This window comes from Paraburkholderia susongensis (assembly GCF_900177725.1).
In the GTDB taxonomy this organism is placed as follows: Bacteria; Pseudomonadota; Gammaproteobacteria; order Burkholderiales; family Burkholderiaceae; genus Paraburkholderia; species Paraburkholderia susongensis.
This window is the reverse complement of the sequence record NZ_FXAT01000014.1, coordinates 167,549-181,343: the sequence shown is the minus strand read 5'-3', so window position 1 is coordinate 181,343 and position 13,795 is coordinate 167,549. Positions and strand designations below refer to the sequence as shown.

Below are 13,795 nucleotides of genomic sequence, written 5' to 3'. Positions count from 1 at the left end.
CGATAGTGAAGGTCGTTGCCGGTCTTGCCGACCGTGCATAGCGCGGTGTTGCCCGCGGTCACGCCGGAGAGCGCGACGGATTTCTTCGGTTTGAATGCGCCCGCGTTCGGCGTGCTGTTGTCTGCTTCGCTCATCGATTGTCTCCAGATACAGGATGGGGCTTGGGGATCGCGGCCTGAAACGCAAGGAACGGGCCAGCCTCCGCGCCGTCCGCTAAGTGCCTGATTTGACAAAAGACCGCCGTAACCGCTGCCGCGCCGCACGTCCCGCTTAATTTCACAAATGAAATTATCTATTTCAAAACAGAAACGGATACCCGCATAATAGGCACTTGTCACCCGCCGCGAGACGACCGCCTTGAGCACCCCACTTTTCGAACCGCCTCAGCGCCCGCGCATCTGGGCGCTCTCCATCAGCCGCCTGCGCGACCTGTTCTTCGACATCGCCGGCGAATATGTCGAACGCGCGGATCTGCGCATCGTCTCTCACGGCTTCGAAGACGCTGTGCGCGAAATCGAGAGCGCGGGCGCCGGGCGTCCCGACGTCGTGATCGCGGGCGGCTCGAACGGCGCATATCTGAAGACACGTGTGTCTGTGCCGGTCGTGCGCATCAGCCCGACCGGCTTCGACGTCATGCATGCGCTCGCGCGCGCCCGTCGCGAGGGCGCACGCGTCGCGCTCGTCACGCACGGCGAAACGCCCGACGAAGTGCGCCGTTTCATAGCCGCCTACGCGCTCGACGTGACGTTCGCGTCGTATCAGTCGGCGCAGGACGCGGAGAGCGTCGTGCTCGATCTCAGCGATCGCGGCATCGACGTCGTGGCCGGCCCCGGCCTCGTCACCGATCTCGCCGTGAGCGCGGGCATGGGCACGGTGTTTCTCTACTCGCGCGCGTCGGTGCGCACGGGCTTCGACACCGCGCTCGAAGTCGCGCAGGCCACGCGCCGTGAAACCGTGCGCCGTCAGCGGCTCGACACGCTATTGCAGCATCTGCGCGACGGCGTCGTCGCACTCGATGCGCAAGGCCGCGTCGAAGTGATGAACCAGCGTCTTGCCAGCGTGCTCGGCATCGATCCCGCGAAGGCGGTAGGCCGCGCGCTGCTCGATCTCGCGCCCGATCTCGCCGGCAGCCTGCCCGATGCGGACGGCGACAGCTTCTGCACCGTGCGCGGCGCGAGCTACGTCGTGCATCGCGGGCCGCTCGCGAGCAGCAGCGCGGCGGCGGGCACCGTGCTCACGTTTCAGGAATCGCGCGCGCTCGAGCGGCTCGACCGCACGCTGCGCTCGCGCCAGCGCGTGCAGCAGTTCAGCGCGCGCTACCGGCTCGACGATATCGTCGGCGCGTCCGCCTCGATCGAACGCGTGCGCACGCTCGTCACGCGCTATGCGAAGTCGGATGCGACCGTGTTGATTCTCGGCGAGAGCGGCACCGGCAAGGAGATGGTTGCGCAGAGCATGCATCAGCTCAGCGCGCGGCGTGACTTCGCGTTCGTCGCGATCAATTGCGGCGCGTTTCCCGAGGCTTTGCTGGAGAGTGAGCTGTTCGGCTACGAAGAGGGCGCGTTCACCGGTGCGCGCAAAGGTGGCAAGGCGGGACTGATCGAAGTCGCGCATCGCGGCACCTTGTTTCTCGATGAGATCGGCGAGATGCCGTTGTCGTTGCAAAGCCGTCTGTTGCGCGTGCTGCAGGAGCGCGAGGTGGTGCGGCTCGGCTCGACTGAGCCGGTGCGCGTCGATATTCGCGTTGTCGCGGCAACGCATCGCACACTGACCGAAGGCGTCGCGGCTGGCAGTTTTCGCGCGGATCTGTACTATCGGCTCAACATTCTCAGCATCGCGTTGCCGCCGCTGCGCGAGCGGCCGAATGATCTGCTGCCGCTCGCCGCCGAACTATTGCGGCAAGCGGCCGCGCGTGAACCCAGGCTCGCTGCGCGCGTGCCCGACGCAGCGACCGCAGCACATGTGCTCGGCGGTCTTGGTGCGTCGTTGCGGCGCTATGCGTGGCCGGGCAACGTGCGCGAATTGCAGAACGTGATCGAGCGGATTGCGGTGGAACTCGCGGATGCCGAGGCGGCCCCGGTTGCGGACACGCTTGCGGATACGAAAACGACCACGCGGACGAACTCAACCGCTCTGCCGAAAGACGCCACCATCGTCACGCGCGACATGCTGCGCTCGGTCGCTCCGGAAATCCTCGAGCCCGTCGTGCGCGCGACGCCCGCCTCGCTCACGCTGCGCGAGCGCAGCCGTCATGTCGAAGCCGATGAAATCCGCGCGGCGATCGCGGCGCATGACGGCGATCGCGACGCGGTTTGCGCCGCGCTCGGCATCAGCAAGACGACGTTGTGGCGCAAGCTGAATGCGGGGCGTTAGGTGCGTTAGGTGCGGTTGGGTGCGGCGAGTCTTGAACGCCGCTCCCGAACAGAGTGTCAGCACGCTTTCGAACAGACGATCAAAAGGTTCGCTGGCGCTCCGTCAGGCGAATCATTACGGCCTCACTGCGCGCATGATTACACCGTCCCATCCAAACACGACGCGATGCGCATCCATGCGGAATACAGCCGTGCAATTCTCGCTGTCCAGCAACAGGGTCTTCGAAGGCAAGCCGGTATCTTCAAGGTTGATGCCGTAATAGTCTTTGAGCGTCGGCGCGGTATCGACGGTGCGGATGCTGAAACTGTCGTGCGGACGACAGCGCTCGCCCGCGAATTCGATCTGCCCGCTCGATATGTTCAGCACCTTGCCGAGCAGTCTTTTTGCCTCCGGTATGCCGCCTGAGATGTCGCTGTAGCCGACCACATCGGTGACCGTCCATTTTCCGTTGAATGATGACGGGGCGGTCGTCGGCTCGGCTGCGAAGCAGGTGGTCGCAGCCAGGCACACAAGCAGCGCCGGGCAGAGCGCTTTGAACATCACGGCCGTTGCATCCGGAAAGGCACCGATTCGCGCACTCGCCGGTTCGCGAGCCCCTGACTCCGGCGCGGCGGCCCGATCGGGCGCCCCTGCCGATCGCGTGGCGTCACCATTACATTGCGCGACATATGCTGCGCAACGGCTTCCATGTCCCCCTGATTTGCCGGATCCAGAGTCTCCCGTATATTCCGGTTTGTCGTTCTGCGCTCATCCTCATTCCGCTGTTTGCACGATTATGTAGAGCCTCTGCTGCCATGCTCCCTCCGCGAAAATATACGTAGGCAAGCATGACCAGTAACCTGCTCGCCGCCCCTGATGCGAGGGAGAATCTACCACTGCCATAGCCGCTCGAAGCGCCGCACACCTCATTTTGGGCCGTCGCCCATCAGTGAGCGCCTCCATCCGCACGAAATGCGATTGATTCTCATTAACAGAAGTGCGATCTTAGCAAAGGCTTTTGTCTTTTGAAAGCATGACGCGGTAATCCAAAAGGCTTGCCGCGATGACATCGAGGCTCAGACGATGTCCGTCCGTGATTGCAGATGCAATGCGGTGCGCATGAAGCCACACCAAGGGAAGGGTTTTCTGCCGGGCGAAATCTAAAAGAATGGCGCCCTCGACGGCCGGATCGGCGCCCTCGAAGCAAGCTCCCGCGACCCCACTCCTCTTGCGCTGTGCGTGGGCTTTGCCGCCGATGCGGCACGTCGCCCTCCATGCATCATGAGTCGATAAATTAATTCGGATTTCTATGCATATGAGATTTCGCTCTTGCGAACCTTCGGCAAACTTCCTATGATTCGCAAACACAAATGAGATTCGTTCTCGTTTGATGCCAGCCGCAAGCCGCGCATGCCCGACCGCGCAGCCGCATGACACCTCGCTGATTTCCGTCCATCGACGATGACATCCCAACATGGTCTTACCCGATCAAACAGGAAGCTAAACATGAGTAGAACTAACGTTTATTCAGGAACGGAGACGCGCACCGCGACGCAACCCGCCGTTCTAGACTTCATCGCGATCGGTCTGGGCCCGTTCAACCTGAGCCTCGCGTGCCTTGCCGCCCCGATCCGCGATTTGCGCGGCCTCTTCCTCGAGCGAAATGAGGACTTCGACTGGCATCCCGGCATGCTGATCGACGACACGACTCTACAGAACCCCTTTCTCGCCGACCTCGTCAGTCTCGCCGATCCGCAAAGCAGGTTCAGCTTCCTCAATTACTGCAAGCAGGAAGGCAAGCTCTACGCGTATTACATCCGCGAGCGGTTTTATCTGAGCCGCGCCGAGTACAACCGCTATTGCAAATGGGCGATTGGGCAGCTCTCCAGCATTGCGTTCGGTTCGAACGTGGAGCACGTCGAATACGATGCCGGGCGTGCTCACTACGTCGTGAGCGGGCGCCACGTGCGCACCGGCCTGCCGTTCGTGCATCGCGCGAAACGGCTCGTGGTGGGCGTGGGCTCGGTGCCGCAACTGCCGTCCTGCTGCGACGACGTGCGCGAACACTGCATTCACAGTGCGCATTACGTCGCCAACAAACAGGAGTTGCAGAAAAAACGCTCGATCGCGGTGATCGGCAGCGGCCAGAGTGCCGCCGAGATCTTCCACGATCTGCTCAAGGAAAGCGACAAGCACGACTACTCGCTCACATGGATTACGCGTTCGCCGCGTTTTTTCCAGATGGAGAACACGAAGCTCACGTTGGAAATGATCTCGCCGGACTACATCGACTATTTCTACAATCTGCCGGACGGTGTGCGCGAAAGCATCATTGCGAAGCAGGACAGTCTTTATAAAGGCGTGAACGCATCGCTAATCAACCAGATTTACGACCTGCTCGACGACCACCGCAGCCGCGGCCATCAGAACGCGCGGCTCATCACGAATTCGGAGCTGGCCGGCTGCCACTACGACCACGTCGACGACCGTTATCACCTGCGTTTCATCCAGCGCGACGAAGGCGTTCAATACACGCACGTGACCGACGGTGCAATCTTCGCGACCGGCTACGCGCAAAACGTGCCGCGTTTCATCGACGGCATACGCCAGCGCATCCGCTGGGACGACAGGGGTCGTTACCGGCTGTCGCGCAACTACGCAATCGACGTCAATGGGCGCGACATCTTCGTGCAGAACGCCGGGCTCTACAGCCATGGCCTGACGAATCCCGATCTCGGCATGAGCTGCTATCGCAATTCATGCATCCTGCGCGAAATCACGGGGGTCGAGCACTACAAGATCGAGCGGCGCATCGCGTTGCAGGACTTCTCGGTGCCTGACACCGATGCATTCGTGAAGACGCCGCTGGAGGCCGAATGAAGTTACGCAACACGATCATCCTGATGACGACCTTCGCCGTTATCAGCGACGCGATCCTCATTCCGTTCTATCCGCAGTTCTTCTCCGCGCGCTATGGCGTAACCAGCCCCGTGCATGCGGGCGCCTACGTCGCCTTCATTTCGATCGTCGTGATGCTGACACTGCCCGTCTGGGCGCGCGTCGCGAAGCGGCTCGACGCAATGCATCTGCTCGTCTACACGCAGTGCGCGGCGGGCGTGCTGTCGCTTGCGAGCTACTGGGCGCCGACCGTGCCGCTCTTCTGGGTGCTGTCGCTTGCGATGTTCATGTGCAAGAGCAGCTATCTGCTGATGTATCCGTACATGATGCGGCTCGAACCGAAAGAATCGCACGCGCACACGATCGGCCTGCTCTCCGTGGTCGTGCACTTCGGCGCGATCGCGGGCGCGGTGGCGGGCGGCTTCGTGATGCAGGTCTGGAACGCGCACGCCTGCATCTTCGCGATGGCCGCCGGCGATTTCGCGCAGATGGTCATCTGCATCGCGCTGATCCGTTCTCACGCGATCCCACGGCGCTGCCGCTTCGCAAACGAAGCGAACGCCGAGGCGGGCATTCCGGTCCGCACGCTGCGCCACCGTCTGCCGATCCTGCGGCTCGCGCTGCTGATGCTCGTATTCGACTTCTGCGTGTATCTGATCCGGCCGTTCATGTCGTCGTATTGGCAGAGCGTGAGCGATTCGCCGAACGAACTGCTGTCGGGCGCCGTATTCGCGATTCCCGGCATGGTCGCGCTGGCCGCGCTGCGCATCAACAAGCGCATCGCCGGACAAAACCGGCGTCTGCCGGATCACATGATCGGCAACCTGTTGCTGTGCACCGCAGGCGTGCTTCTGCAGAGTATCGAAGCGCCTCTTTGGATCATCGTCGGGCGGGTGTTGTTCGGCTGGGCGTTCTTCCAGATCGTCGTGAAGCTCGACGTGACGATGTTTGCACTCAGCACGCCCGCTTCGTATGCCGCCGATTTCAGCGTGATCAATTTCTTCCAGAACCTCGGCGTGTTGCTCGCGTCATTCGCGGCCGGCGCCATCGTCGATGAAACCGGTTTGCGCGCTCCGTTCTTCTTCGCCGCGGCGGGCCTCGTGCTGAGCGCGCTGCTCAGTATCTGGCTGCTCGATCGACCGCGCGCCAGCGCTGCCTCGGGAACGGCGGCATCGCCGAGCGCCACTCTTTCCACCGACCTCGCCGACTCAGGAGCGACTGCCCATGCGAACTGACATCGCCGCCGACGAAATCGCGCTGCGCCACGCCGCCGCGCCCTTGCCTGCCGCCCGCTACGCTATGGCACCCGAAGCGGTAATCGGCCGCCACGCGAAACACACCGCGAGCGTGGACGGCTTCGAGATCCGTGCCATCGACATTGCACACGACGCGCCCACGCTGCACCGCTGGTTCGTCGAAGAACGCGCGGCCTTCTGGAACATGCGGGACAAGAGCGTCGAAGACGTCGCCGTGTTCTATCAGGCGATCCAAAACTCGGGCCACGCACAAGCCTGGATTGGCAGCCAGCATGGCGCGAGCGCTTTCCTGTTCGAAAGCTACCACCCGGCACACGACGAGGTGGGCGAGCACTACGACGTGCAACCCGGCGACCTCGGCATGCACCTGTTCGTCGGCCCCGCGGCGCAGCCCGTGCCCGGCTATACACACCGCGTATTCCGTTCGCTGATGACGTTCCTGTTCGAGCACCTGAGCGCCGCGCGCGTCGTCGTCGAACCGGATGCGCGCAATGCACGCATCCATGCACTCAATCGCGCGATGGGCTTCGTCTATGCGAAGAACGTCGCGTTCCGCGAAAAAACCGCGTCGCTGGCGTTCTGCACGCGCGCGGATTTCTACGCCGCCCTTCAGGCAACCACTCAGGCAACCACTCAGGCAACCCTTCAGGCAACCACGGAAAAGGACCAACAGCGATGACTCCGACGACTCAATCGACCACCATGCAACACGCCATGCAGACCGTCATGCTCAACCCTCACGAGGCTGCGGCGCATCTTGCGCCCGAGGTCTGGCGCAACGCGAACCGCATGCTCGTGCGCAAGGCGCTCGCCGAATACGCGCACGAGCTGATCGTCGAGCCGCAACGCATCGGCAACGCACCCGGCGAGCATCACGCGCGCTATGAAGTGAAGTCGGACGATGGCTCGCGTGTCTACACGTTCGAAGCGCGGCAGCTCGCGTTGCGTCATTGGAGCATTCGCGCCGGGTCTATCGTGTGCACGCGCGACGGCGCCGAGCAGCCGCTCGACGCGCTCGCGTTCATTCTCGACGTGAAAGCACGCCTCGGCATCAAGGAAGAGATGCTGCCGATCTATCTCGACGAAATCAGCAGCACGCTCTACGGCGCCGCCTACAAGGCCGTGAAGCAAGGGCCCGACACACCCGATCTGCTGCACGCGGATTTTCAGGCGATCGAGACCGCGATGAGCGAAGGGCATCCGGGCTTCGTCGCCAACAACGGCCGTCTCGGTTTCGACGCGGGCGACTACCGCGCGTTCGCCCCCGAGGCCGGCTCGACGATCCAGGTTATCTGGCTGGCGGTTCATAAGGATAACGCAGCATTTCATTGCTCGGCGGACCTCGACTACGCGAGTCTGATGGACGAGGAACTGGGCGAGGCGACTGTGGCGCGATTCAGGCAAATCGTCGAAGCGCGCGGCTGCAGCTTCGACGACTATCACCTGATGCCCGCGCACCCCTGGCAGTGGTTCAACAAGCTGTCCATTGCATTTGCCGCTTATGTCGCGACGCAACGGATCATTTGCCTCGGCTACGGCGACGACCGCTATCTGGCGCAGCAGTCGATCCGGACGTTCTTCAACGTATCGGACCGCTCGAAGCGCTACGTGAAAACCTCGCTGTCGATCCTCAACATGGGCTTTATGCGCGGTCTCTCGCCGTACTACATGTCGGGCACGCCCGCGATCAACGACTACATCAAAGGACTGGTCGGCCGCGATGCCTATCTGCGCGACAAGGGCTTCACGATTCTGCGCGAAGTGGCGTCGCTCGGTTTTCGCAACGGCTATTACGAGGCGGCCGTGCAGGTGGACAGCCCATACAAGAAGATGTTTTCGGCACTGTGGCGCGAAAACCCGCTCGTGCATGCGGGCGAGGGCCAGCGTCTGATGACGATGGCGGCTCTGCTGCACACGGACCGCCATGGGCAAGCGCTGCTGCCCGCGCTCATCGAGGCATCCGGGCTCGGTGCGCAGGCGTGGCTCGAACGGTATATGGAAGCATATCTCGCGCCGCTCGTGCATTGCTTCTACACGTACGATCTCGTCTTCATGCCGCACGGCGAAAACCTGATTCTGGTGCTCGAAAATCACGTTCCGGTGCGCGCGATCATGAAGGACATCGCCGAAGAATCGGCGATCCTGAACAAGGACGCGCCGCTTCCCGGCAACGTGAAGCGGCTCGCGGTGGACGTGCCCGAGAGCGTGAAACTGCTCGCGATCTTCATCGACGTGTTCGACGGATTTTTCCGCTACGTCAACCAGATTCTCGTCGAGCATGGCTGCTGCGGCGAAGACCTGTTCTGGAACACGGTGGCGCGCTGCATCACGCGCTATCAGGAAGCGCATCCGCAATTCGCGCGGAAGTATGCCGAGTACGATCTGTTCGCGCCGGAGTTCCTGCATTCGTGCCTGAACCGCCTGCAACTCGGCAACAACCTGCAAATGGTCAACCTCTCCGACCCGGCGGGTAATCTGAAGATGGCGGGAAATCTCCGGAACCCGCTTGCGGAACGGCGCGCGACAGGCAACGAAGCCGGCGCGCGCGCACTCACGGAACCCGTCGAGGCTTGAGCATGACGGCGAGCCCTGCACTCGACAATCTGCTGCGGCTCGCCGCCGGTGTGGTGCCTGGACTGAACGGAGTGGTCACGAGCCGCGCAGGCGTGACGCCGCCCTGCTCCTGTGAATCCGCGCGCGGCGTCGTGCACCTGCGCCCGGCTCCCCGTGACGGCAATCGTGCCGCGCTCGAAGCGCTGCTCGCTCACTGGAGCGACGCCTATCCCGAAGCCGGACGCGCCTACTGGTCGCTGCGCTGCTGGGGCATTCTGATCTGGCAGCCGATCTATTTAAGCGTGATCGGCGTGCATGAGACGGGGCGCGTCTTGTCGCTCGCACGCTTCGAGCAGCCTCTCGAAAGCGGGTGGACGCGCGAAGTGCGTCTGCACGATCACGAACCGGCACGCGCGAAACCCGCCGAACTGATCGAGCTCGCCGCGCGGGAAATCGCGGCCTGCTGCGAGCAGATCTTCGACGAGTTATCCCACGTCATTCGCGTCAATGCCCACGCCGCGGGCGGCATGCAGGCCGACTGCGTGCTCGCGGCGCTGCTGGCGCTGCATGCCGTGCGGCCGGACTGGGGTCACGCGCAAGTCGAAGCGCTCGGTGCGCGCTGGCTCGCGGCACTGGAACTCGACGGACGCGGCGGCTTCTTCGCTTATACGCGTAGCGACGGTTCGCGCGCACTCGCGCTCGATCGACAGACCTGCTGCTACCACTATCGGCGGCGCGACGGCGAACTCTGCAGCACCTGTCCGCGACTGCGCGAGTGCGAGCGCATCGCCCGCCTGAATGCGGAGCGCGACGCCAAGGTAAGCGCGTGAATGCGCGCGCGAATGCAACGGCGAGCAAGCGCGGCGCCTCAAAGAAAGGAAACAACCGATGAACGACATCAGTAACCTGCCGCATCTCGCACTAACCGGTGAGATCGGCGACGAGGACCTCCAACTGCCGGCGAGCGCCTATTTCGACGAAGCGCTGTTCGAACTCGAGATGGCGCGCATCTTCGCGAACTCGGCGCTTTACGTGGGCCACGAGCAGTCGGTGCCCAACCCGGGCGACTGGCGACACCTGCCGCAGGACGAAGGCGGCCGCGTGCTGGTACGCGATGCAAACGGCGTGCAACTGCTGTCGAACGTATGCCGCCACCGCCAGGCGCTGATGCTCGGCGGCAAGCCGGGCGACGTGAGCGGCCCGGATCCGGCGGGCGGCAATCTCGCGGCGACGGGAGGCAACATTGTTTGCCCGCTGCATCGCTGGACCTATGACGGCAAGGGCGAACTGATCGGCGCGCCCGAGTTCGAGCGCAAACCGTGCCGCAACCTCCAACGCTTCGCGCTGAAGAACTGCCACGGGCTTCTCTACGAAGGGCCGCGCGAACCCGCTGAAGACATGGCCAGCGTATTCGCGCGCCCCGAGTTCGATTTTTCGGATTACGTGCTCGACCACGTCGAAACGCACATGTGCCGCTACAACTGGAAGACTTTCATCGAGGTTTATCTGGAGGACTATCACGTGGCGCCTTTCCATCCGGGGCTCGGCAAGTTCGTGACCTGCGACCATCTCGATTGGGAATTCACGGACACCTACAGCATGCAGCGAGTCGGCGTGCACAACGCGCTCACGCAACCGGGCTCGGACGTGTATCGCACGTGGCACGACCGGCTGCTCGACTATCGCGGCGGCGACGCGCCCTCGTTCGGCGCGATCTGGCTCGCGTATTTTCCGACCCAGATGATCGAGCTCTACCCGCATACGCTCGTCGTGTCGACGCTCCATCCGAAAGGACCGCAAGAGACGCTCAATGTCGTCGAGTTCTACTACCCCGAGGAAATCGCCGCATTCGAGCGCGACTTCGTCGATGCGCAGCGCGCGGCGTATCTGGAAACCGTGATCGAAGACGACGAGATCGCCGAGCGCATGGACGCGGGCCGTCGGTGCCTCCATCGTCGCGGCACGAGTGACGCGGGACCGTACCAGTCGCCGCTCGAGGATGGTATGCGGCATTTCCATGCGTGGTATCGGCGTGCGCTTGCATCCTGCACAGCCGGTGTCGAGCATCGGTTGCGGGAGTTGCACGCGGTTCGAGCGTAGAGCGCCATCTTTGCCGCATGGTCACGACCGAATTGCCACGGGCGGCCGGGCGTTACTCCGGCTGCTATGTTCGCACCACTGTGTCGGGCGATTCTTCCGACCATACGCTGGCGAGTGATGCGCACCTTCACACCTGCGTCGCAGGCGCCCGTGGGTTCGATCATTGTGTCCCATTCGCGGCGGCACCGTACGGTAGTGAATCCGGGTGGCTTGCGCTGCGCGCGGTAAATGCCGCCGGGATGCATTTTCCCCACGAAAGGTATCTGCTCAGCGGCGCCATACCGCGAACGAGCGAGGCGAGCGTTTCAGCCGCGAACAGAATTGCGCCGCCAGCGAGGGACGGCAGACGCGCGTCAACGCCAACCGTCGGCGTGATGGCAGCAGGCCTAAAATAGGCGCCATTGAATCGACTCGCGGAAACGCAACAACAGGAGAGACACAACATGGCGAATACCTATCGGATTGCAGTCATCCCCGGCGACGGCATCGGCGTCGAAGTAATGCCGGAAGCGCTGCGCGTGCTGGACGTCGCGACGAAGCGCTTCGGCATCGAGCTCGACTATCAGCACATCGAGTGGGCGAGCTGCGATTACTACGCGAAGCACGGCAAGATGATGCCGGACGACTGGAAGGCGCAATTGCAATCGGCCGACGCAATTCTGTTCGGCGCGGTCGGCTGGCCCGACACCGTGCCCGATCACGTTTCGCTGTGGGGGTCGCTCCTGAAGTTCCGCCGCGAGTTCGATCAATACGTGAATCTGCGTCCCGCGCGGCTCTTTGCGGGCGTGCCCTCGCCGCTCGCGGGACGCAAGGCCGGCGACATCGATTTCTGGATCGTGCGCGAGAATACCGAGGGCGAGTATTCGTCGGTGGGCGGCGTGATGTTCGAAGGCACCGAGCGCGAGTTCGTGCTGCAGGAATCGGTGTTCACACGGCACGGCAGCGAACGCGTGCTGAAGTTCGCGTTCGATCTCGCGCAGCGGCGCGCGCGCAGGAAGATTACCGTCGCGACGAAAAGCAACGGCATCGCGATCAGCATGCCATGGTGGGACAAATGCGCAGCCAGCATCGCCGCGCAATATCCGGACGTCACGTGGGACAAGCAGCACATCGACATCCTGTGCGCGCGCTTCGTGCTGAACCCGGACCGCTTCGACGTGGTGGTCGCGACCAATCTGTTCGGCGACATCCTCTCCGATCTCGGCCCTGCATGCACGGGCACGATCGGCCTCGCGCCGTCGGGCAATCTGAATCCGGACCGCAAGTTTCCGTCGCTGTTCGAACCGGTGCACGGCTCGGCGCCCGACATCGCCGGCAAACATATTGCAAACCCGATCGCAATGATCTGGTCGGCCGCGATGATGCTCGACTTCCTCGGTCATTCCACCGGCAGGGAGCGCGAGGCACACGACGCGATTCTGAAGGCGATCGAGGCGACGCTCGTCGAAGGTCCGCATACCGGCGACCTCGGCGGACGCGCGAGCACGAGTGACGTAGGCATGGCGATTGCAGCGAAACTCGCGTGAGGTGGTTAGATGCCCGGCGCGCCGCGCGCATCGACGAGCGGGGGCAGATCAATGCTCGCGCGAATAGGCCTGTATTTGGTAATTATGTAAGCCCGCGGGTGAACGAGAAGCGCCATTCGTCTATCGAAATGCGACAGAAATGCGGTCACGCCTATGTGGCCGCCTATCATTGACTACTGCTTTCATGATGCGATTCCGCATCTTCACTATCGGCCAAACTGCGCGCGACGGTGGTCAAGCAAACGTCTGCGCTGGCCTCAAAGGGAGGGGGTGAAATGGTCTCTGTCGCTGGCGCAGTCTCCGCGCGCGTTTCCGAGTTTCAGGCTGCTTTGCACTGCAAAACTTTGTCGCTCTACCACAGATCGCTCGCGGAAGACCTGAGCTTCACCGAGGCGGTGAAGAAATATCCGGACCGCAACGCGCTGTACGCCTATATGCACCACTACTACAAATATATGGCGCCCAAGGAGCTTCGCGAGCACCGGCATTACTTCACCAGTGAACAGCGCGGCTTCGGCGAGGACGCGTTCCATGCAATGTGGTGGCTGCTTCTGCGCGAATACCGGCCACGGAATTGCCTCGAGATCGGCGTATATCGCGGGCAAGTTACATCCCTCATCGGGCTCATTGCGAAACTGTGCGGATTCGAATGCGAAATCCACGGCATTTCTCCATTTTCTCCGGTTGGAGATACGGTAAGCACGTATCTGACGAACATCGATTATCTCGAAGACACGCTCGCGTCCAACCGGCGTTTCGGCTTGCCCGATCCACAATTGCTGAAGGCTTATTCGACAGATCCGGTTGCCATTCAACACATTCAGTCCAGGGCGTGGGATCTGATCTATATCGATGGCAATCACGATTACGAAGTCGTCCTCGCCGACTACGCACTCTGCCGGGACTCCCTCGCTCCGGGCGGTCTGCTGGTCATGGACGATTCGAGCCTGTACACCGACTACAACCCGGTGAAATTTTCATTCGGCGGACATCCGGGACCGTCCCGCGTGGTCAAGGAACTGGCCTTTTCTGAACTGCGCTTTCTGGGTGGAGTCGGCCATAACAATGTGTTCTCGAAGAGTTGATTGAAGCCCTGCGAAAAAAGCGGCC

11 protein-coding genes and 1 pseudogene are annotated in these 13,795 nt (G+C 62.5%); 9 read left to right on the top strand and 3 right to left on the bottom strand.

Going from position 1 to position 13,795, the window contains the following annotated elements; translation table 11 throughout:
• Window positions 1–134, bottom strand: a pseudogene (locus B9Z01_RS35180) (2-methylcitrate synthase); the annotation flags it as partial.
• A 223-nt stretch (window positions 135–357) separates the two neighbouring features.
• Here B9Z01_RS35180 and prpR point away from each other — a divergent pair.
• Window positions 358–2,373: a propionate catabolism operon regulatory protein PrpR gene (gene prpR, locus B9Z01_RS29495; protein WP_085489088.1), complete on the top strand. Its 2,016-nt coding sequence runs from the start codon at window positions 358–360 to the stop codon at window positions 2,371–2,373.
• 114 nt (window positions 2,374–2,487) lie between these two features.
• Here prpR and B9Z01_RS29490 read toward each other — a convergent pair whose 3' ends face one another.
• Together B9Z01_RS29490 and B9Z01_RS29480 are read right to left on the bottom strand one after the other, a co-directional pair.
• On the bottom strand, window positions 2,488–2,913 hold the full coding sequence (locus tag B9Z01_RS29490) for a hypothetical protein (protein ID WP_244196190.1): 426 nt from the start codon (window positions 2,911–2,913) through the stop codon (window positions 2,488–2,490).
• A 444-nt stretch (window positions 2,914–3,357) separates the two neighbouring features.
• Window positions 3,358–3,828, bottom strand: coding sequence for a hypothetical protein (locus B9Z01_RS29480; protein WP_143809102.1), 471 nt, complete (start codon window positions 3,826–3,828; stop codon window positions 3,358–3,360).
• 30 nt (window positions 3,829–3,858) lie between these two features.
• On the opposite strand from B9Z01_RS29480, the gene B9Z01_RS29475 reads away from it, so the two are divergent.
• From B9Z01_RS29475 to B9Z01_RS29440, 8 genes are all read left to right on the top strand, one after another.
• Complete coding sequence (locus tag B9Z01_RS29475) at window positions 3,859–5,232, top strand: lysine N(6)-hydroxylase/L-ornithine N(5)-oxygenase family protein (RefSeq protein WP_085489086.1); 1,374 nt, start codon at window positions 3,859–3,861, stop codon at window positions 5,230–5,232.
• On the top strand, window positions 5,229–6,485 hold the full coding sequence (locus tag B9Z01_RS29470) for an MFS transporter (RefSeq protein ID WP_085489085.1): 1,257 nt from the start codon (window positions 5,229–5,231) through the stop codon (window positions 6,483–6,485). The genes B9Z01_RS29475 and B9Z01_RS29470 overlap by 4 nt, the downstream gene beginning before the upstream one ends.
• Window positions 6,475–7,185 carry a GNAT family N-acetyltransferase gene (locus tag B9Z01_RS29465; protein ID WP_085489084.1) on the top strand — a complete coding sequence of 237 codons (711 nt, stop codon included), beginning with the start codon at window positions 6,475–6,477 and terminating at the stop codon, window positions 7,183–7,185. Before B9Z01_RS29470 ends, B9Z01_RS29465 begins: the two co-directional genes overlap by 11 nt.
• Window positions 7,182–9,080 (top strand): IucA/IucC family protein, encoded by a 1,899-nt coding sequence (locus B9Z01_RS29460; RefSeq protein ID WP_085489083.1) that lies wholly within the window; start codon window positions 7,182–7,184, stop codon window positions 9,078–9,080. The genes B9Z01_RS29465 and B9Z01_RS29460 overlap by 4 nt, the downstream gene beginning before the upstream one ends.
• A 2-nt stretch (window positions 9,081–9,082) precedes the next feature.
• Window positions 9,083–9,889: a siderophore ferric iron reductase gene (locus B9Z01_RS29455; protein WP_085489082.1), complete on the top strand. Its 807-nt coding sequence runs from the start codon at window positions 9,083–9,085 to the stop codon at window positions 9,887–9,889.
• A gap of 58 nt (window positions 9,890–9,947) precedes the next feature.
• The gene (locus tag B9Z01_RS29450) at window positions 9,948–11,159 is read left to right on the top strand and encodes an aromatic ring-hydroxylating oxygenase subunit alpha (protein ID WP_085489081.1); all 1,212 of its coding nucleotides are present in this window, start codon (window positions 9,948–9,950) and stop codon (window positions 11,157–11,159) included.
• A 443-nt stretch (window positions 11,160–11,602) separates the two neighbouring features.
• Window positions 11,603–12,685: a tartrate dehydrogenase gene (locus B9Z01_RS29445; protein WP_085489080.1), complete on the top strand. Its 1,083-nt coding sequence runs from the start codon at window positions 11,603–11,605 to the stop codon at window positions 12,683–12,685.
• A 275-nt stretch (window positions 12,686–12,960) separates the two neighbouring features.
• Entirely contained in the window at window positions 12,961–13,770 is an 810-nt protein-coding gene (locus B9Z01_RS29440) for a class I SAM-dependent methyltransferase (protein ID WP_085489079.1), read from the top strand.
• The last annotated feature ends 25 nt before the right edge of the window (window positions 13,771–13,795 follow it).